We start from the raw sequence: 20,767 nt of genomic DNA on the forward strand, positions 1-20,767 counted from the left end.
AATACTAATTGTTCAGGGGTTAATTTAACTCTTTGACAGTTGCTACAATGACTTTACCTATTCCAAAAATCATCAATAGAACAACAAGCAATAGTGTTAAATTATAAAATATTTTGGGATACTGGTTGTCTTGAGGAAAAGTTGCAGACTCTACTACAACTAAAAACTTTAATTGTCGATAAGCTTCAATCCTTGCTTTTTCGAGTGATATTTCCGAAGAAGTGTATGCTTGCAATGCCAGTTCAAGTTCAATTTTATAATCTGAATAACTCGCAATAACTTGACTTACAGACTGTGATGCTAATCTGGTGCTTTCAGGTGAAAAGTTGCTCCCCTGATGTCTTTTTACCAGCGATAACCGCTCACGCTCAAACTCTAATTGAGTTTGCAACGCATTGAGTTGCGCTTCTAAAATAACCACTTGTGGAGCTTGTGCTGTCATCACTGCCTTTAGTGCTTTTAGCTCAGCTCGTTTAGAGGCTATTTCAGATTCCATACCATAGGTTATTTGCTGTAATGCAGCCCCTTCTGCTTCTGGGTCTAGCAAATTGTTTTCTTGTTGGAATGTTAATAATTTCTTTTTTGCCTCAAGTAATCTTGCTTCAACCAGCTGATGCTCTTGTCTAATAAAGTTTAATTGTGCATCGGCGAGCTGGTGGCCAATTGAGTTAATGTACCATTCAGCTCTTTCAACAATAGCTAGGTTTAGCTCAAGAGCGAATTGTGGGGTGAAGCCCTGTACAAAAACGCTGATGACACCCGATTTCTCATCAAGCTCAACCACGACATGTTTAGCATAAAATTGGTATATATCCTCTTGACTAGCATCTGAACTTAATCGCGAGAACACATCAATACTGGAATCACTATAATGCGCCAAGAACTCAACTTTAGTTTGTACATAATCGATCATATCTTGGGAATAGATATACTTTCTAACTAACTCAATATCATTAGAGGTAGCTCCCCCCATGCCTAAACCACTTAGTAGCGCCATTGAAGCATCCATAGTCGCCATGCCATCAGGTTGTTGTACTATTACTTGTGCTCGGCTTTCGTAGCCTGGGCTCGCCCAAATAATTTGGTAAAATGCAAACATCAGAAACGGCAACAACACGAATATTACTAACGGCTTTTTCAACAAAATCTTAGCTGAGCTGGGGACCTTTTCTGACCATAACGTCATGAACAGTTTCGCAGCTGAATTGCTTTTACTTTGTTCTTGCGATGAACTAACCATTTGCTCCTTAGCTGTAGAAGCAAGTTGGTTTGAAAGTTTATTCAATAACGCCAATACCTTTTTATTTTTTGGCGCTAAATTTTTAGCTCTCTGCAACACTCTACGAGCTAAAGCAGTGTCGGTATCCTCTAACCTTTCTGCAATTTCTATTAGATCGTTTACATTATTCCAATCTTTACTATCAGTTTCATCTTTGAGCGTTCTAAATCTCTGCTCTACATTGTTCACGGCTTGTTGCGTCATATGCTTTATAGAGCCTTATAATGGCTTATACCTTGTTCCAAATCGTTGTAAAAATGCATCTGACCTTTATGTAGTACAATCGCACTATCACAAAAATGTCTTAGTTCATCCATTTCGTGGCTAACCATAATTACATTCGCCACCCTGCTCCTTTTAGTGAGTTCTTTTTTCGTTTTACGTCGAAACTTGGCATCACCAACCGATGTCACTTCGTCAATCAAATACACGTCAAAATCTACGCCCATGGAACAGGCGAAAGCCAAACGTGGCTTCATACCACTTGAATAAGTACTCACACGCAAATCAAACTTATTTTTTAAATCTGAAAATTTGTGCACACGATTAACGTATGCATCGAGATCTTTGATGCCATTGATCATACCAATAAAACGAGCATTCTCTCTTCCCGTCATCTGAGGGTGTATGCCTGTAGTCAGCGCAACTGGCCAAGACAAGTTTAAGTCAGTCACAATACGTCCTTGATTCGGATACTCACTTCCCGCCAGTAACCTAAACAGTGTAGATTTACCCGCACCATTGCTACCTAGGATGGCAATATTATGTCCACTGGGTATTTCAAAGTTCAAATTTTTAAAAATATATTGCCGCCCAATATCTGACTCATAATATTTTGTAAGGCCTTCGATTTTGATCATTTTAATTCATCGCTAACGACTAATCGCTTGTTTCCAGTAGGCGTAATAGACTGACATTGATAAACTTAACAAAGACAATGCACACAGAGATAAGAAGCTCAAACTGACTCCAGTATCACCATAGGAACCGTAAGCTGAATACCTTGCAAGCTCAATCGCATGTAAGATTGGGTTCCAATCAAAATACTTCCACATTTCTTTTGGCATATCTTGCAAAGAAAAAAATACTCCAGAAATAAAAAACAAGGGGCGAGTCATCATAGACTGTATTTTTTTCATCTCTGGTATGAAACAAATAATTATGGCAAACAGTAACCCTAATGAAAACCCAACCACCCCTAATAAAAAAAACACAGTCACTAAAAGTAGTGGGTTATCTAGGCGGAGCTCCATACCAAGCAGGTACATAATCAAAGTAATCGTCAGTGCAACAAACACCTTGACAAGTAATGTAAACATTGAAGAAGCTAGCACTGCACTAATTGGCTGTACTTGACGAAATGCAAATAATGGTTTGCTCTTTTTCATTGCACCAGATGTTGAAGCTAATGTGTCCAAAAAAAACTGTATAAAAAGCAAGCCAAACGCCATGAAGAAGAAAGTGGGGAGTGTATGAGTTTCCCCCCCATCAAGTCGCCCACGTATAAAAGACAAAACAAAAATAAAGGCTACTGGGTTGATTACCGCCCAAGCTAAACCAAATTTGTCGTTAAAGCCCGTTCTTATTTCCCTAACAAACAAAGCAAATATGACGTCTTTCCATATTTGCCAGTTGTTGCGCTTAACTATATGACTCAAAATATCCTACTTGATTGCGTTAGCCGCAACTGCAATTTGGTAGATAATTTGCGTCACATCTTTCACGTTTTGCATAATTTTTGCATCGACTTTCGGTAAGACTAAAATTTGATCCCCTGGGTTTAACTCACCTGTAGCATTTAATTTCACCATACCATTAGGGTGTATTACCATAATTTGCTCATAGTTAGCCCGTTCACTATACCCACCAGCCCATGCGATGTAATCTTCAACTGTCGCTTTAGGGTTATAAACCAATGCTTGCGGCATCATCACTTCACCACCAATTTGTATTAAATCACTCTTGGCTGGAATATGAATAATATCACCTTGTTCTAACTGGACATTGGCAACCTTACCACCATCTGCAACTATCACTTTACCGAGCGGAATAATTTTACGCGCACGCTCTGTAAACTCTAAGATCATCTTACCTTCTTCGGCTCTAATTCGAGCTTCGCCATCAGATGAAGCTGGCGCGGTAAATACGCTACGTTCTAGCCGTTCAAGCGATTGGTCAATCATCTCTTTTTGCTTTTGCGCAACACTTTTTCGCTGGATATATATCGACTGAAAGTCAGAGAGGTTTGGGTCAACTTGAACATTGGCAAGTAAATCATGTAAGCGGGTATCTTTTTTAACCGCAAAATATGAAGGACCTAAATAACTACCGGCCACTTGAATATCAAATACTTGCGCACGGATGTCATCATTAAAGAAAATTCTGTCACCGTCTTTGAGATCAAAGGCTGCAAAGTCATTAAACGGCATATACAAGGAAAAAGGTCCAGTATCTCTGTCACCAACAATGCCCACATGACTGACTTTGGCATATGGTCTAGCATATTTAATGAGCTCACTGCCATTTGCTTGTTGCTCAGTAAATTCAAATCGAAACGGGTTTCTGACACTACCGGTGACGAGTACGGTTGCTTTTTGTCGCTCGACAAGAATGACATCACCATCTTTGAAATTAAAACGAGGTAATATGCCTTGGGTAATAAAATCATATAAGTCAATATTTTGGATGACCTGGTTATCGCGCATCACTTTAATGTGACGATAACTGCCTCTTTCTGAATCAATACCGCCAGCACGTTTTAAGTAATACAGGATACTATCAGAGGCAATGCCAGCATATTGACCAGGGCGAATAACACTCCCAGTGATATAAACACTCACGGGAGTTGCTGTTAGCAAATTGACATAGATATTGACACTGGATTTATACACCTTTTGTATTTCTTGTGTCACCACAGTATTTAACTGACTCGCCTTAACATTCGCGACATTAACTGGGCCAACATTGGTGATAAATAAGTTGCTCTGATTATCAACCGTTAATACTTCAGATAAATTAACAGCCCCCCATAACCAAATAGAGACTTTGTCGCCTGGTGCTACGATGTAATCATCATTCAAGCCATCAGAACGCTCACTTTCATAACCGCCGGCAAACAAGTTAGCACCAAACGGTGGGGGAAGACCGGCTTCTGAGGTAGGTAAAAGCTCCTCAGCACTCGCTTCACCTGGCAAAAGCACGCCATTACGAGACTGCTTGTTAAAACTACCTTGCTCTAACCCAGTATTGGTGACACTTTGAGGCGTTGTACCTAATGACTGCAGCTGAGTTAAATTCTGAGGTTCAGCGGCTATTACCACAGTACTAAATAAGACTGCTGAACTGACTATTAATTTGTTTAAAAAGCTCATAAATTTTCTTTGTAATGTCTGACAAACCAAAGGCAAGTTAACCTTAGCTCAGGTTAGTTAGCAAAAAAGTGGCTTGTTTCTTTATCCATTATTTGAGGGACAAGAAACCATTGCTCCTCAGCATTTTGGCAAACAAGATGTTTGTTCTCATCTTGAATCTCAGTTTTGTGAACCGAAAGTTGCAGACAAGCTGTACCTAACGCAGAGTGGTACTTCTTAGTTGCCTCAATGGTATGGTTGTTATAAGCAAAGTGACTTCCGACAACAGCAGAGTCTAACTGAGACCATAATTGTTGAGGCACTTTCTGATAATGCTCAAACTTAGTCTGTGCTGTTACTAATGCCACATTGGGCTGTAATTGTGGCGGTGACATGCTGCAAGCAGACAAGATCACAACACTTAATCCAGCGATATATTTTGATAGTTGTTTTTTCATGTGTTTATTTAGCGACATCTTTCCGAAATGCTTTGAGAATTTTCCATATATTTTGCAATATCCAGTTATACACTAAGAACGTGCAAATAAAAATTGCAAACATAATCCATTCAGCTACTTGATTGACTTCTGACCAACAACCTGCGATGGCAAAAATAGCGCCAAGGATGCTGATGATCAACAAGGTTTGTTTACGGCTAAATCCGGCACGCTCAAAAATATGATGTAAATGCTCGCGATCAGCTTGAAACGGAGATTGGCCTCTGCGAACTCTCCTGATCATAATGGCAGCCATATCCATCAACGGGATAGCAACCAAATACAATGCGGTAACAGGTCTTAAATGTCCGTGTTCAGGTTGAGCTCCAATCACCATCAACCATACAATCGTAAGGCCAATAAACATATTGCCTGCATCCCCCATAAACACCTTTGTTAATGAGCGATGTAACCCCAGATTAAACATCAAATAGGCAGCCAATGAAGAGATAAATAAAATAGGCAATAAAAACAGTGCATGGGCTCCATCTGCAAATAAAAATGCTAGGGAGAGGAACGTAATAATGCTTAAAGAGCCAGCTAAACCGTCAATGCCATCGATCATATTAAATGCATTAATACCGGCAATAATACCCAATACTGTTACAGCTGCACCAACAAAGCCGAGTTTTATCTCGAAAAATCCGAGTAATTCGCCGAGGGAGGTAAGGTGAATCTCAGTACCAAAAATCATTAAGGCACTGACTAATATTTGAGATACGAACCTGACTCTAACACTCAAATCATATCTGTCATCTAATCCACCTAAAAACAAAATCATTGCAGCTGCCAATAGGTAAATATTCAATAACTGGCTCTGCTCAATAAACAACATAGAGGCTGTTAGGATTGAGATGAAAATACCAAAACCTCCCACAAGTGGAATGTCACCCACGTGGGTTTTTCGTGATGCATTTGGCGAATCAACCAGGCCCGTTTTGATGGCGACTGGCTTACTTAGCCTTATGGTTAAAAATGATATGATGAAACTGCTAAAAAACGGTATCAGGTAGTCCATACTTGTCCTTAAGTCTTTGACTGATTATCCAATAGTGTAGTTGATCGTGGTATTTCCGTTAACCACGTAGTATTTGTTAATTTGTACATATTAATAACACCGTAATTAACAGTTTAGTTTTACTCCGTTTTTTAATGAAATTATCAAAATCCACTTTCAAATTATATTGTGGATGCTTGGTAACGTTCTTTAATTAGTAACTAGTATGTTTCGGTGTATATTGTAAAACCCATTAAATTTTTAGCGTTACTTTACAGGTTAAGTAATAACCTTAGAGCATTTGGGCACGCTACCGACCCGCGTGGCGGTCGAGACGACCTTCGGCGTCCGCTTAACAAATGAAACTCTTCATTTGATGCCCTTTGGGCACGCTACCGCCCATGGATTATGGCTTCCAACATGCCCATCACTGTCCGAATTTTTTATTGTTTTGTGCTTTGTGTTTCGTGTAGATTAGCTCTTTCTACAATTGAGAAACTTGGTCTTATAAGGCTTTGATACTGCTGATATCAACATTGATTCTTTTCTGCTGCCCCATGATGTTGAACAGAACAAAGCACCGTTGTTGTGAGTCTGACTGTTCAAATATTGCATCAAGCTCAGAAAACGGGCCTTCAATAAACGTCACTTTATCCCCTTTTGATATAGCACCAGTTTCTTCAGGTGTATGCCACTCAACTCTTTGTTTAATCGAGGCCAAAAGGTCATCAGAAATAGGCGTCATTGCTTCTCTACAACCCACAATGCGGCTAGCACCACGAGTAGAGTGAATACGACTGACACTAAATTCAGTAGGGTCAAAATTAATAAATAAATAATTAGGGAATAAGGGGGATTCTACCAACTTTCCATTTGGAGAAGATTTAGACTTTTTTTGTTGCGGAATCATAGGCAGATAGCTTTCTACCCCCTGCAAAGCTAGGTTTTGTTTTGCCCTGAGCTCTTCACGAGGCTTACAGAACAGTAAATACCAAGATTTCATAATTCTCACTTCAAAATAGAATAGCGTGATACTCCTTATCACCGCGAGTATTCTAACAGACCTGAATTATCGGGTAAATGCTCTATACAGTATTAAATCTTGAAAAAACATAGTACTCGGTTGTTATTTTCGCACCGCAATATCCATAACCTATACATTCAAAAAATCAAATACTTACAAACAATTATTTTTACTAGCACAATGGGTTAAAAATGTATCTTTTTGTCCATCACATATGAGAAAAGCCACCTAAGCATCTAATTTGACATTTTTAATCAAGTTGTCCTACAAGTGAAAATGCTCCTATCTAGGAAAATAACACTAAAAAGATTTTAAATGAGGTATAAAAAGATTTGACTCCATGAAGTTAACCTCACAAAAAATGCCTCATTAAGAGGCATTTTCAAATGATGTTTTGTTTATTGCTAAAGCAATTCAAGCTAAGTCAATTCAAGCTGAACCAATTTACTCTGCTTGCGGCGGGAAGTTTGCCATCACTTGGTTAATTGCTTTGTTAACGACTTCAACACGCTTTTCCGGTGTTTTGTGATCTCTAATGGTATCTGCTACCGTGCCACGCCATACTAGTGCACCTTTTTCTTTGTCAACTAAATCAACAATTAAGGTACCCACTTTATATTCTCTCACAGTGGTTTGAGTATGCATGCTGCCACCATATGCCCATCCGCCTCGGTGGTAAGGGTAATAGCCAAAATTATTGTTGAATGTGTCAACGTTGATTTTTTTGTCAACTTTAGTCAAATAGTTAACTAATAAGTCTGCAGAGTCGGCATCGACTTTCTTCATGCCTTTAGCAGCCATTTCAGCATCAATTGCACTTCGGACCCGTTGATCCATTAGGCCATCTAAGTGATATTTCTCACCAGTATTTTTTTGCTTTACCCATGCGTAGGTTTTGTAGTTATCAAACGATACCGATGGGTCAAAGTCAGAATTAGTTTTCATTGAGCTACAGGCCGTCAAGGCAAGTGCTGCGAGAATAATTATTATATTTTTCATGTTTGCTCCAAATACTGGGTACCGAATATTTCTTCTAGCTTATATTGGCAAAGGTGTAAGTCAAGTAACACTCTGGATTATGTTGATTTTTCAGCCTCTTGCTATGCCATTAATCTAGAAAATTCATGTTTAAATTAGTTTATATTGATCATTATACGCAGGCAAACTGAATGACAACTGACTAGTCGTATATTTATGGAGCGCATAGGAAAGTTAATTGCTAATCCAAACTGTTTGGTAAGGTGCTAACACCATGACGCTTTGCTCTTCGTCAATGGACACTTGGCTGATGAGATCTTTCCAAGATTCAGTAATAATCAGGTTAATCTCTCCTAATACCAAATCTTGCTGTTGGTCAGTGACATTACTAATACAAAAAATGCTTTGTTTTCTATCTAGACTTTGACGCCACACGCCAAACATACCTAGCCCCAAGTGCAAGGTAAACTGAATTGCATTGGGGTGAAATGCACTCTGCTCCTTCCTTATTTCTATTAACTTACTTAGTTGAGATAGCACCTTATGATTCAAGCTTGATGTATCATCGAGCAATGGCGTAAGCGCTTTTTGGGGCCATCTATGACGATTAATACTGCGGTTTTGACCCGTTAATGTTTGACGCTCATAATCATTTTGCGTCCCCAGCAATGAGTGGATATAGATCCCAGGAACCCCTTCAAGGCTTAGCATGATGGCATGAGCACAAATGAACCGCTCAAATCCTAGTGTATCTTCACCCTTTGTGGTTCCTTTTAATGCATCAAATAAAGCAATGTTTATTTCATAGGCGGTTTTACTCGACTCTTTACTCGTATCTTTATCAGCAACAGTTGCTCGCCATGAAATTTTGCCACCAAATGAAGTCATCGTATCGATAAGTGTATCGATTTCAGCTTGCTCCAGTAACCCTTCAACAGGGCGCAACCCAATCCCATCATGTGAGGCAATAAAATTAAAGTAAAAGGTACCGTTTTGTGCTGGCGGCATACTCATTAACCAGCGTTTGAGGTACAAACAACTGCCTGTGATTAAGGTATTTACAAGTAAAGGAGGGAGCGAAAAGTTATAAATGCCATGGGCTTCATTGGCATTTCCAAAATAAGTTAAGTTTTGTGTATTAGGAATATTGGTTTCAGTGATAATAAGTGCATCTTGCTGAGCGTGTTCAATCAGTGTACGTAACAGCCTCACCACTTCATGAGTTTGTGCAAGATTAATCGATTTACTCCCAGGTATCTTCCATAAGAATGCCACAGCATCTAGTCGAAAAATATTCACACCTCTATCAAGATACAGCCTTATAATTTTGACAAATTCAATCAACACTTGTGGATTACGAAAGTCAAAGTCCACTTGGTCATGACTAAACGTCGCCCACACATGCTTTATGCCTTCCTTAGTTTCAGTTGGCCTAAGTAAGGGGGATGTTCTTGGTCTAACAACCGCAGATAAATCATCATCAGGTTCGGCCAAATAAAAGTAATCTTTTCCAGGGGATTTTTGCTTGATAAAATTATCGAACCACAGGCTACGACTAGAACAGTGATTGATCACTAGGTCAGCCATTAAGCGCCGTTTATTCGCTATATTCTCAATATGTTGCCAATCACCAAGGCCTTCGTTCACACATGAGTAATCGATAACGGCAAAGCCATCATCTGAGCTGTATGGAAAGAAGGGTAAAATATGCACGCCAGTAATTGAGCTTAAATACTGGTCTAGAAAATTATCTAATGTTTCGAGTGGAGGCTGATGTTCATCAATGATGCTATCGCCATAAGTGATCACGATGACATCTTGTTCAGTCCAATGATTGGCATAAGGTGTAGGGCAAACATGGGATTGTTCGAGACGCATCGCTTCAATCAACTGCGTGGCTATAGAGTCCAGCGTTTGAGTTAATAAGATATCGGCATAGATCAGGCTAAGTTGCTGAATCAATTTACAGTACAATGTTTTTAACGCTTGCTCATGTGTGTTATTAACCTCCATATCGCCCCCTAGCCTTTTATTTTAATTGACCTTCAATTGTCGCCCCTAATTTAAAGGCGGTGAAATTCTCATTCTAAATACTATTTTGAAGTTGTGGTTTACTAGCCAACAGTATTCACATAAATTCAGCATGATCAGCTTCGACTGCATCTTTCAAGCGCTCAAGCACATCAGGCATAGCACTGATCACACGGCTCCATGTTGGAATAAACGGCGTTTCCATCGGATTATCTAAGAAGCGTTGACCTGCCGTAACAATATTTTGAGCAAACATCTCAACCGCTTTTTCTTCCATATGGATATCAGTGGTGAGGCCATTCATTAAGGCATCGTTGTGATAGTTTTCCACATAATCTAAGGCTATTCGGTAATATGTTGCTTTTAAGCTTCTGAAAGATTCACTACTGAAGGTATTACCTTGTGTCGCTAACTTGCGGTAAAACGCCTTAGTAATATCAATAGACATTTTCGACAAACCGGCTTCAGGGTTTTCAAGTGATAAATCTTGATGCTTATGATCGTAATTATCTGCAATATCCACCTGACAAATACGGTTCGTCGCATAATTTCGCTGCATTTCACTGAGCACACCAATCTCTAAACCCCAATCACTGGGAATACGCAAATCATTAAGTACATCACGCCTAAATGAGAACTCTCCCGCAAGTGGATACCTAAAGCTGTCCATATACTCAAGGTAATCATTGTGACCCACGATACGCTTCAACGCTTTAATCAAAGGGGTAACTAATAACCTTGAGACTCGACCATTGATTTTGCCATCAGCAATACGAGCGTAATAGCCTTTGCTAAATTCATAATTAAATTGTGGATGAGCCACGGGATATAACAATCTTGACAATAATGACTTCTCATAGGTCACAATATCGCAGTCATGCAGCGCAATTGATTCAGATTTACCTGAAGCTAACACGTAGCCCATGCAGTACCATACGTTGCGCCCTTTGCCCATTTCCTTTGGGGCTAAACCGAGTTGTTGCAGCTCATTATCAAGGGCCTTTAGCCTAGGTCCATCATTCCACAAAACGCGGTGATGTTGCGGTAATTGCTTAAAGAATTGCAATGCATGTTGGTACTGTTCTAAGTTGGCGCGATCTAAGCCAATGACCACTTCTGATAGATACGGCACCGTTGCGAGTTTATTGACAATATCAGGTAAGGCTTGACCTTCAAGCTCAGAAAACAAAGACGGTAAAATAAGTCCAAGCGGTCTCACTTGTGCAAACTTGAGTAATTCAGTTTCTAGGGCTTCATCGCTGCGTTGAGACAATTGATGTAACGTAGTGATGATGCCATTTTGATAAAAATCTGCCATGTTCTACTCCTAGTATATTGCCTTAATTTTTGCCTTGATGAGTAAACCTAAACATTACGCATTGAGTACGTTGCTCGTCCTCGATGTGCTGTCCAAACTAGAGTTGTTATTCGTTAATGAAGGCTCATCAAACAGTAATGCCTGCAATGCTTCAGCCCAGCCTTTAGGCCCAAATTGGTTGCTTTGGATCACCAATGCTGACGTTTCTAATGCGGGAAAATCGTGAACAGGTGATTTAATTTGCACTGCAATATCGGCCGCATTAAGCATGGCAACATCGTTTCCACTGTCGCCAAGTGCGATAGTTTGCACGACTTTTTGAGGTGATTTTTGCTGTATTTTTTGTTGATAAAGGTGAGTTAGCCAATTCATAGCATGTGCCTTGTTGGTTTTCCCACCTACATGTAGAAAGCGACCACCTTGCAATATTTCTGCGCCAAGACTTTGTAGTTTTGCCGTAAACTGTTGTTTAACTAGATCATTTCCTAGCCATAACAAGGGCTCGGTATGCTCTCTGAGCAGCGCGAGCTTTGCTTTAGTTGGTGTCAGATCTGTCACCGAACACAATGACTCCACCGTCATCGCGGAAAACCCGACATAGTAATTCTTAAATTCTGCTGCTTGATTTGCTAGCAGGTCGAGCCAATGCTCTCTCGCCGGGCTAAAGGTTTTAACCCAGTAGTAGCCTTTCTCTTCAGTCGTTTCTGGTTGCAGTTCGAAATAGCCTTTTGGGATATAAACTGCCGCACCGTTTTCACAAATGAATGGACAATTGAGTCCTAAGGTTTGCTGTATGTTAACCAGCTCGGCAAAGGTTTTTGAGGTGTTAGCAATAACAGGAATATTCAATGAAGCGAGTTGCTCAATGGCAGGAATAGCAGCGCTAAAATCATAACTATAATGGTCAAGCAGCGTGCCGTCTAAATCGGTATAAATGATGGGTTGGTTGATCATCTGAGCCCCTAAATCACTACTTAACAAATGTGTAATTTTAGGGTTTCAGTATTTATGCCAAAATGGTGACATGTTTCAGCTGATCAAATCAGCAGCTCAAGCTATTGATTTTTAGAATTAAAAATTTTTAATCATTTTTATTCTGATAATAAAATCAAAAACCAGATGCCCTGTAAGTATCAAACAAAATGTAATTCGCACCATTTTGGTGCGAAACAGAATGCTGATTTGAATTATTCAATGTTTATGATGATACTCAAGTGCTGCGGCTTCTATGCAAAAGAATGTGTGAAAAATGTGCAAATAAATCGTGGGGAAACAATAATTAACGCTAGTTAAATGAGTTTTCGAAATAGCTTTCAACAATTAAAACTGCAGATACGGCATCGACTTGATCTTTAGTTAACGCTTTATACCCGCCTAACTCAAACAAACGGGCTTTAGCATCAGCTGTAGTGAGTCGCTCATCTTGTGTCGCGATTTTAATACCAAATCTGCCATTAATTCGATTGGCGAACTTACGTGCACGCTGGGTCATTTCCTGCTCGGTACCGTCCATATTCAAAGGTAAACCAACGACTACAATATCTGGCTGCCACTCTTTAATTAAATCACCAATTTGATCCCAATTTGGAATGCCATCATTCGCTTTTATCGATAGTAAAGGTCTGGCTGTGCCAGTCACAGCCTGACCAATTGCAATACCAATACTCTTCGTGCCAAAATCAAAACCAAGAACTGTTTGAGGTAACATGTTATTCCAACTAATAATATGGGGATAAGTGCTATGAGCAGCAAGCTTAAGCGCTTGTTTGAATCATCGATTAGCTAATCGACAAACTAACTAAAAATAAGACTTACAATATAGTGTCGAATAGCCGCACCAGCAGTTATTACGCATGGCCGACTTGTGAATTAAGCTGCCAGATATCAAACCCTAACTGTTTCGCGGCTTTTTGCCACAGTTGCTCATAATCTAAATCGTAAAGCAGCTCTGGACTGGCTTTAATCGTGAGCCAAGTGTTGTCAGCAAGCTCCTGTTCAAGCTGGTCTTTACTCCAACCTGCATAGCCAAGCGCGACAATAAAGTTTTCTGGTGCATCATTTTCAGATGCTAACGCATTCAACACATCGCGAGAGCTCGTCAGCATGCAAAAGTCACTCACTTGAAAACTATTGACCCACTCTGACTGTGGTGTATGTAATACAAAGCCACGCTCTGGTGACACAGGCCCACCGACAACCACTTGAGAGGTCAATTTAAATGCCATTTCTGGTGATGGGTTTAACTCCATTTGTTCCAATAACCCCTCGATATCAAGCCCGATAGGTTTATTGATGACCAGCCCCATTGCCCCTTTATCGTCATGCTCACATAGGTAAATAACACTCTTTTCAAAAAAGGTGTCATTGAGTGATGGCATGGCTATTAAAAAATGTCCTTGCAGGCTTTCCATAGGTTTGTTACATCCCCTTATACAATCTCAATAAGGCGGCAAGCTGGCAATATAATTGTGCCAACTTACTTATGACAAAAGTGAATTCGTTTTCAGATTAAACTTAATAATTCAAGTTAACAATTCAAATTAACAAGAGTGGGTTAATACTGGCGCAACTATCCACCAGCGAGTTTGACTTTATAATTCATTTTTTCGAGCGAGGTTTTAATCTGTTCGCGGTTATCTGTTTGAACTTCAATATTAAACTCTTTTACCGTACCACCACATCCACATTGTTTTTTAAGCTTTTGAGCAAGCGCTTTAAGCTCTTTGGCATCTAATGCTAACCCTTTGATAACGCTCACACCTTTACCTTTACGGCCTTTGCTATCTTTATGAATACGCACAATGCCATCGCCTTGAGGCACTTGTTCGGCTTGTTCTGGCTGCTCAATGCGGCCTTTATCAGTGCTATAAACAAGGGAAATATTAGGATCGATTCTCATAACTTACGGCTCAACGTTGTTTTACGGCATTATATTTGAGTTTACCAAAGCCATGCAAAGAGTCACGTAATTAAACAGCTTTCATCTACAATGCTGCTATTTACTTCAAGTTGAGTTTACTTTCTTCAAAGAGTAATGACCCAAGTAAAGAATCCACCTTCTGAATAAGGTGGCTTTCATTCAGCCCCCTAAAAGGGGGCGTTTCAGTTATTTTGTAACCTCAGTAGCATCTATGAGTAATGATATTTAAAGCCGTTGAAAACATGGATGTTTTCGTCGAGCCCACAGGGATGTGCTTGCTGCGTGCTTTAAATATCATTGCATAGCTGAATCAACCTCAAGCTGGCACGCCATATAAACAAAGATACAGGCAAACCCTAATTGATGATAACCACCTACTGAAGTAGGTGATTTAGGGCTGAAAATAAAAAGGCACCGCAAGGTGCCTTTGTCGTTCATTCTCAAGTGCTGTTTTATCAAGCAACATTGGAGTGAGTACTATGCAAAGCTAACGTTACATTGTTCTCACTACGTTAAATATACGGCTTTACAATGTTTGCCATCATTTGAATATGCGCATCGTCATCGTTTAAGCAAGCTATGTACCTGAAATCTTTACCGCCTGCTTCTTCGTAAACCTCACGGTTCTCACCTTGAATCTCCTCAAGGGTTTCTAGGCAATCAGCACTAAATGCAGGGCAAATAACGGCGATATCATCCACACCCTCTTTAGCAAGTTGTTCTATGGTTGCATCAGTGTATGGACCTAACCACTTCGCTTTACCAAAACGAGACTGGAAGGTCATCACGTAATCGTCTTCGGCAAAGCCAAGCTTCTCAACAACTAAACGTGTGGTTTTTGCACAGAAACAATAGTAAGGGTCACCTAAGTGCAAGTTACGCTCGGGCATACCATGGTATGACATGACTAATTTCTTGGCTTTACCGTGATGCTGGTAATCTTTACTAATGGAATCTGCAATAGCCTGAATGTAGTCTTCATTGTCATGGTAAGTATTAATGAAATGCAATGAAGGAACATAACGCCACTTGATCAACTCTTTTGAAATAGCATCAAATACTGAGCCTGTTGTAGGGCCTGCATATTGAGGATATAAAGGTAATACGACAATATCGTCTATCCCCTGTCTATGCATCTCTTGTAAGGTTGATGCCGTAGATGGATTACCATAACGCATAGCTAAGTGGACAGATACATCTGAGCCATTATCAGATAATAGCTTTTGTAGTTTTTGTTGCTGTCGCACACTGATATCCATTAATGGCGAGCCTGCATCAGTCCAGATTTCTTTATATAAAGCAGCTGACTTCGCCGGACGTACCCGTAAAATAATGCCGTGTAAAATGATCATCCAAACAAGGCGCGGGATCTCAACTACTCGTGGATCTGACAAAAACTCAGCTAAATAGGTTCTGACGGAAGCCGTTGTTGGTTCATCAGGTGTTCCTAAATTCATCAGCAAAATACCCGTTTTGCCTCTTTTTTTATGTCCTGTTTCTTTATCTAGCCCTGAATACTTATACAATTTTTTGCTCCGCTATGAACCATTATTTTCGCTAACGACTTTGCCAGTGAATACCGATAAAGGTTAACTAAAACTAACAAAAAGACCACACAATTTATCCGATGTTATCAAAAACATTTCCTCATTGTGCAGTCTGTTTGAATAATTTAGCTTTTAATCACATACTTATTTTTAAAGCACTGACTCAATTGCTTTTTTCATCTCTTCACTGTCTGGTTTTGCACGAGAATTAAACTGAGTCACTTGTTTGCCGTCGCCAGATACAACGTACTTGTAAAAGTTCCATTTCGGCGAAGCACTTTTAGCATTCAAATGCTGAAAGACTGAGTTCGCATCTCCCCCTCTAACGGGTGAAGTCGCAACCATAGTAAAAGTCACACCATAATTGACAAAGCATACATCCGCGGTTTTCGCTTCATCATCTTCTTCTTGGAAAAAATCATCTGATGGGAAACCTATCACAACTAAACCTTCATCTTTATATTGCTGGTGCACAGCTTCTAATGCTTCAAACTGAGGCGTAAAACCACAGTTGGACGCCGTGTTAACAATGAGCACTGGCTTACCTTGAGTTAACTCACATAAATTAACATTCTCTTCTGAATGCAGTTTACGCGCTTCTACGTCCAAATATTCAGGGCAAACATTAGCTTGGGCTTGACCACTCAAAGCCAGTAAACCTCCAGCAGCCAACAAAGATAAAAAAGATAAGGTTTTCATGTTAGTTCCTTTGAACACTATTTAATTGGCTTTCAATACGTTGCCTATGCTTATATCGATCACCTAAGTTGAGTTTTGTCATTAAAAAGGCCGCCATGTGGCGACCTTAAATATAGAAATCTTCGCTAATCTAAATCCAGTGTTACGCCTTCCATAAAGCCACTGCCACTTGAAGAGTCATTATTATGCAATTTAATCATTAGACGTAAATCATTTGGTGAGTCAGCATGATGCAAGGCATCGGCATAACTAATTTCACCTTCAAGATAAAGTGCTAATAATGCTTGGTCAAAAGTCTGCATTCCTTGCTCATTTGACTTAGCCATGGTGTCTTTTAAATGGTGTAATTCATTTTTTGCTATCAAATCAGCCACACGAGGAGTATTAATTAACACCTCGATTGCTGCGCGACGACCTGTACCATCAGATTTAGCAACCAATTGCTGCGCGACAATACCTCGGAGGTTTAACGATAAATCAAACAACAGCTGATTATGCTTATTCTCAGGTACTAAGTGCATGATGCGGTCTAACGCTTGGTTAGCATTATTAGCATGCAGTGTTGCCATACATAAGTGACCCGTTTCAGCAAATGACAGCGCAAATTCCATGGTTTCTTGAGTACGGATCTCACCAATCAGAATGACATCAGGCGCCTGACGCAGTGAGCTTTTCAGTGCGGCATCAAATGATTCGGTATCAATACCTACTTCACGTTGAGTAATAATACTTTTTCGATGATCGTGCACAAATTCTACTGGGTCTTCGATGGTAAGGATATGCCCGCGAGCATGCGCATTACGATAACCCACTAAAGCTGCAAGTGAGGTAGACTTACCCGTACCGGTACCACCGACCATGATGATCAAGCCACGCTTACTCATCACCAGATCTTTCAAGATGGGTGGCAGTTTCAACTCTTCAACTTCAGGAATACGCGTTTCAATCCGGCGCATCACACAACCTGCAGATTCACGTTGCCAGAATGCGCTGACACGGAAACGACCAAGATCTTTCGCGGCAAAAGCAAAGTTACATTCGCTCGTGTCATGAAACTCTTGTTTTTGCACATCCGTCATCAGTGATTCAACAAATTCTAGTGATTGCTGTGGAGAAAAGCTGGTCTCACCTAAAGCACGCAACTCACCATCAATTTTTGCACTTGGCGGAAAGCCGGCAGTAATGAATAAGTCAGAAGCTTTCTTCTCGACCATCACCTTTAAAAATGGGCTTACATCCATTTTAATCTTCCTTAAATTTAGTCTAATTAGGTCAGACTAATCATCCGTACTAAAAGTTAGCCTGTTTATTTGAGCTTTTAGACATTGCATCATCACGGGTAATTTGCCCGCGGTTTACTAGATTTTGTAAACATTGCTCCAAAGTTTGCATACCATGAGCCATACCAGTTTGAATGGCAGAATACATTTGAGCGACTTTATCTTCGCGAATAAGATTACGAATAGCTGGCGTGCCCATCATAATTTCATGTGCAGCCACACGGCCACCACCAATTTTCTTAATCAGCGTTTGTGAGATAACAGCCTGTAGTGATTCTGACAACATGGTTCGTACCATGTCTTTTTCACCCGCCGGGAATACATCTACCACACGGTCAATGGTTTTTGCCGCCGAAGTGGTATGCAGTGTACCAAATACTAAGTGACCCGTTTCTGCCGCCGTCATAGCTAGCCTAATGGTTTCAAGGTCACGCATCTCACCCACAAGGATCACATCCGGGTCTTCACGTAATGCACTACGAAGTGCAGCATTAAAGCTATGGGTATGCTTATGAACTTCACGCTGGTTGACCAAACATTGTTTATTGGGGTGAACGAATTCGATAGGGTCTTCGATGGTCAAAATGTGATCATGGCGATTTTCATTGATGTAATCTACCATCGCAGCCAATGTGGTCGATTTACCTGAACCTGTTGGACCGGTAACCAACACTAAACCACGTGGGAAACTGGAGATCTTTTTGAAAATTTCTGGTGCGCCTAACTGCTCAAGTGTAAGGATATCTGATGGAATGGTACGAAAAACAGCACCAGCACCGCGTGACTGGTTAAATGCATTCACACGAAAACGTGCAAGACCAGGAACTTCAAATGAAAAGTCAATTTCTAAATGTTCTTCAAAGTCTTTTCGTTGCTTGTCGTTCATGATGTCATAAACTAAGCTGTGAACCCCTTGATGATCTAGGGCGGGTAAATTAATTTTTCTGACTTCACCGTCAACACGGATCATTGGGGCAACGCCTGCAGAAAGATGCAGATCTGATGCATTGTGCTTTACACTAAAGCCTAGTAATTCAGTGATTTCCATTTATAGACATCCATTTTATCAACACTATGACAACAATAGCAGACAGAATATCAATCGCCCAGAGTAGAATCACGCAAGCGGCGCAAAATTGTTCACGTGATAAGCAAGAAATTGACTTACTTGCCGTTAGCAAAACAAAACCTATCCAAGATATTATAGCTGCTTACCAAGCAGGCTTAAGAAAGTTTGGCGAAAATTATGTGCAAGAAGGCGAGCAAAAAATTATCGAACTAAAGCCTCAATACCCCGATATTGAATGGCACTTTATTGGGCCGCTTCAATCCAATAAGAGCAAAGTTGTTGCTGAGCATTTTGATTGGATGCATACCGTGAGCCGAGAGAAAATTGCATCAAGGTTAAATATCCAGCGTCCTGAAAACCTACCGCCATTAAACGTATGTATTCAGGTCAACATTAGCGAAGAAGAAAGTAAATCTGGCATATGTGTCGGACAAATACAGCCCTTAGCGGCGGCTATTGCAACTATGGATAATTTGCAATTAAGAGGATTAATGGCCATTCCGACTGCGACCCAAAGCGCTGAACTACAGCAGCAAGAGTTTTCTCAATTACAAACGGCTTTTGAACAGCTCAAACAGCAATACCCTCAGGTAGATACTCTCTCAATGGGGATGAGTAATGACTTAGATGTTGCTATAGCAAATGGCTCAACCATGGTCAGAATTGGCAGTGCGATTTTTGGCAAGCGTAGTTAATAAACAAATGTGTGCTTTATCCCTATGTAGGTATATCACACACTCCCAATTGATGCTGGTTTAAAGGCAAAGCAAACGCGATAAACTATTCTGATGCCGATAAAACATTGCCATTGAAATATGTTACTTTGCCTCCATATCGTCTTTATATCTAAAACAAGTTCAACATTCGACAATAGGAACAACATGACTCAAGCTAAAGTTTGCTTTATTGGCGCAGGCAATATGCCGCGGAGTATTATCAGCGGCATGGTGAATAACGGATACCCTTCATCAGAAGTTTATGCCACTAACCCGAGTCAACCAAAGCTTGATGCGCTTAAAGCGGATTTCGGCATCCACATTAGTAACGATAACCTTGCCACTGCGCAGCTTGCTGATGTCATTATCCTGAGTGTAAAACCACAATTGATGCAGCAGGTTTGTGAGCAGCTAAGTAGCATAGACTTGTCAGAAAAACTGATTGTCACTATTGCTGCGGGGATTCCCGCAAGCCGTTATGCAGAATATCTGAAGCAACCGATTAAACTTATTCGCACCATGCCTAATACCCCAACGCAAATTGGTTTTGGTATGACAGGTTTATTTGCTGATGACAGCATTAGTAATGAACAAAAATCCTTGGTTGAGACCATCATGCAAAGTGGTGGTAAAACCTTATGGGTTGAACAAGAAAGCGGTCTAAACCAGGTGATTGCTCTTGCCGGTAGCTCACCAGCTTATTTCTTTTTGTTTATTGAATCCATGGTCGAATCTGCAAAGAAAACGGGCATGAGTGAACAACAAGCCAGAGCATTAGCTCAAGAAGCTGCACTAGGTGCAGCACAAATGGTGATCCAAAACCCACACACCTCGCTAGCGACTTTACGTGAAAATGTCACATCCAAAGGTGGTACTACAGCTCAGGCGGTGGAAACTTTTGAAAAAGGTGATTTACGTGGTCTAGTTGACTCGGCTATGACCAACTGTATTAATCGCGCAGAAGAAATGGCAAAAACTTTTTAAGATTTTTTGATACATATCATTAAGCTTACGTTATTTAAGACAGCGTTAACCTAGCTTATCTATTATGATTAGCTTAAT

The 20,767-nt window shown here is 40.3% G+C and carries 20 protein-coding genes; 2 read left to right on the forward strand and 18 right to left on the reverse strand.

Features of this window, described 5'->3' with window-relative positions; genetic code table 11:
* Positions 1 to 19: 19 nt before the first annotated feature.
* The 18 genes from ACHUGF_RS01205 to ACHUGF_RS01290 form a co-directional block, all read right to left on the reverse strand.
* On the reverse strand, positions 20 to 1,483 hold the full coding sequence (locus ACHUGF_RS01205) for a KpsE/RkpR family capsule polysaccharide export protein (RefSeq protein ID WP_394128946.1): 1,464 nt from the start codon (positions 1,481 to 1,483) through the stop codon (positions 20 to 22).
* A gap of 5 nt (positions 1,484 to 1,488) precedes the next feature.
* A complete protein-coding gene (locus ACHUGF_RS01210) occupies positions 1,489 to 2,139 on the reverse strand; it encodes an ABC transporter ATP-binding protein (protein WP_394128947.1) in 651 nt (216 codons plus the stop codon).
* A gap of 12 nt (positions 2,140 to 2,151) precedes the next feature.
* A complete protein-coding gene (locus tag ACHUGF_RS01215) occupies positions 2,152 to 2,937 on the reverse strand; it encodes an ABC transporter permease (RefSeq protein ID WP_394128948.1) in 786 nt (261 codons plus the stop codon).
* A gap of 6 nt (positions 2,938 to 2,943) precedes the next feature.
* Entirely contained in the window at positions 2,944 to 4,650 is a 1,707-nt protein-coding gene (locus ACHUGF_RS01220) for a polysaccharide biosynthesis/export family protein (RefSeq protein ID WP_394128949.1), read from the reverse strand.
* A gap of 53 nt (positions 4,651 to 4,703) precedes the next feature.
* Complete coding sequence (locus ACHUGF_RS01225; RefSeq protein WP_394128950.1) at positions 4,704 to 5,087, reverse strand: hypothetical protein; 384 nt, start codon at positions 5,085 to 5,087, stop codon at positions 4,704 to 4,706.
* A gap of 4 nt (positions 5,088 to 5,091) precedes the next feature.
* Positions 5,092 to 6,144, reverse strand: a complete 1,053-nt coding sequence (gene wecA / locus ACHUGF_RS01230; RefSeq protein ID WP_394128951.1) for a UDP-N-acetylglucosamine--undecaprenyl-phosphate N-acetylglucosaminephosphotransferase — start codon at positions 6,142 to 6,144, stop codon at positions 5,092 to 5,094.
* 484 nt (positions 6,145 to 6,628) lie between these two features.
* Positions 6,629 to 7,126, reverse strand: coding sequence for a transcription/translation regulatory transformer protein RfaH (gene rfaH / locus ACHUGF_RS01235; RefSeq protein WP_394128952.1), 498 nt, complete (start codon positions 7,124 to 7,126; stop codon positions 6,629 to 6,631).
* Positions 7,127 to 7,591: 465 nt separating this feature from the next.
* Positions 7,592 to 8,146 carry a DUF4136 domain-containing protein gene (locus ACHUGF_RS01240; RefSeq protein ID WP_394128953.1) on the reverse strand — a complete coding sequence of 185 codons (555 nt, stop codon included), beginning with the start codon at positions 8,144 to 8,146 and terminating at the stop codon, positions 7,592 to 7,594.
* A gap of 213 nt (positions 8,147 to 8,359) precedes the next feature.
* Positions 8,360 to 10,138: a sugar phosphorylase gene (locus tag ACHUGF_RS01245; RefSeq protein WP_394128954.1), complete on the reverse strand. Its 1,779-nt coding sequence runs from the start codon at positions 10,136 to 10,138 to the stop codon at positions 8,360 to 8,362.
* Between the two features lie 115 nt (positions 10,139 to 10,253).
* A complete protein-coding gene (locus ACHUGF_RS01250) occupies positions 10,254 to 11,474 on the reverse strand; it encodes a glycosyltransferase family protein (protein ID WP_394128955.1) in 1,221 nt (406 codons plus the stop codon).
* A gap of 54 nt (positions 11,475 to 11,528) precedes the next feature.
* Positions 11,529 to 12,428: an HAD-IIB family hydrolase gene (locus ACHUGF_RS01255; RefSeq protein ID WP_394128956.1), complete on the reverse strand. Its 900-nt coding sequence runs from the start codon at positions 12,426 to 12,428 to the stop codon at positions 11,529 to 11,531.
* Positions 12,429 to 12,759: 331 nt separating this feature from the next.
* Positions 12,760 to 13,182, reverse strand: a complete 423-nt coding sequence (ruvX, locus tag ACHUGF_RS01260) for a Holliday junction resolvase RuvX (protein ID WP_394128957.1) — start codon at positions 13,180 to 13,182, stop codon at positions 12,760 to 12,762.
* A 139-nt stretch (positions 13,183 to 13,321) separates the two neighbouring features.
* Positions 13,322 to 13,885, reverse strand: a complete 564-nt coding sequence (locus ACHUGF_RS01265) for a YqgE/AlgH family protein (protein ID WP_394128958.1) — start codon at positions 13,883 to 13,885, stop codon at positions 13,322 to 13,324.
* 158 nt (positions 13,886 to 14,043) lie between these two features.
* The gene (gene yciH, locus ACHUGF_RS01270) at positions 14,044 to 14,373 is read right to left on the reverse strand and encodes a stress response translation initiation inhibitor YciH (RefSeq protein WP_394128959.1); all 330 of its coding nucleotides are present in this window, start codon (positions 14,371 to 14,373) and stop codon (positions 14,044 to 14,046) included.
* Between the two features lie 533 nt (positions 14,374 to 14,906).
* Complete coding sequence (gene hemH / locus ACHUGF_RS01275; RefSeq protein WP_394128960.1) at positions 14,907 to 15,920, reverse strand: ferrochelatase; 1,014 nt, start codon at positions 15,918 to 15,920, stop codon at positions 14,907 to 14,909.
* Between the two features lie 171 nt (positions 15,921 to 16,091).
* On the reverse strand, positions 16,092 to 16,640 hold the full coding sequence (locus ACHUGF_RS01280) for a glutathione peroxidase (protein ID WP_394128961.1): 549 nt from the start codon (positions 16,638 to 16,640) through the stop codon (positions 16,092 to 16,094).
* A 125-nt stretch (positions 16,641 to 16,765) separates the two neighbouring features.
* On the reverse strand, positions 16,766 to 17,881 hold the full coding sequence (locus ACHUGF_RS01285) for a PilT/PilU family type 4a pilus ATPase (RefSeq protein ID WP_394128962.1): 1,116 nt from the start codon (positions 17,879 to 17,881) through the stop codon (positions 16,766 to 16,768).
* Between the two features lie 49 nt (positions 17,882 to 17,930).
* On the reverse strand, positions 17,931 to 18,968 hold the full coding sequence (locus ACHUGF_RS01290; RefSeq protein ID WP_394128963.1) for a type IV pilus twitching motility protein PilT: 1,038 nt from the start codon (positions 18,966 to 18,968) through the stop codon (positions 17,931 to 17,933).
* 26 nt (positions 18,969 to 18,994) lie between these two features.
* On the opposite strand from ACHUGF_RS01290, the gene ACHUGF_RS01295 reads away from it, so the two are divergent.
* Both ACHUGF_RS01295 and proC read left to right on the forward strand, forming a co-directional pair.
* Positions 18,995 to 19,684 carry a YggS family pyridoxal phosphate-dependent enzyme gene (locus ACHUGF_RS01295; RefSeq protein WP_394128964.1) on the forward strand — a complete coding sequence of 230 codons (690 nt, stop codon included), beginning with the start codon at positions 18,995 to 18,997 and terminating at the stop codon, positions 19,682 to 19,684.
* 186 nt (positions 19,685 to 19,870) lie between these two features.
* A complete protein-coding gene (gene proC, locus ACHUGF_RS01300) occupies positions 19,871 to 20,689 on the forward strand; it encodes a pyrroline-5-carboxylate reductase (RefSeq protein WP_394128965.1) in 819 nt (272 codons plus the stop codon).
* Positions 20,690 to 20,767: the final 78 nt, after the last annotated feature.

The organism is Shewanella maritima (genome assembly GCF_043643735.1).
In the GTDB taxonomy this organism is placed as follows: domain Bacteria; phylum Pseudomonadota; class Gammaproteobacteria; order Enterobacterales; family Shewanellaceae; genus Shewanella; species Shewanella maritima_A.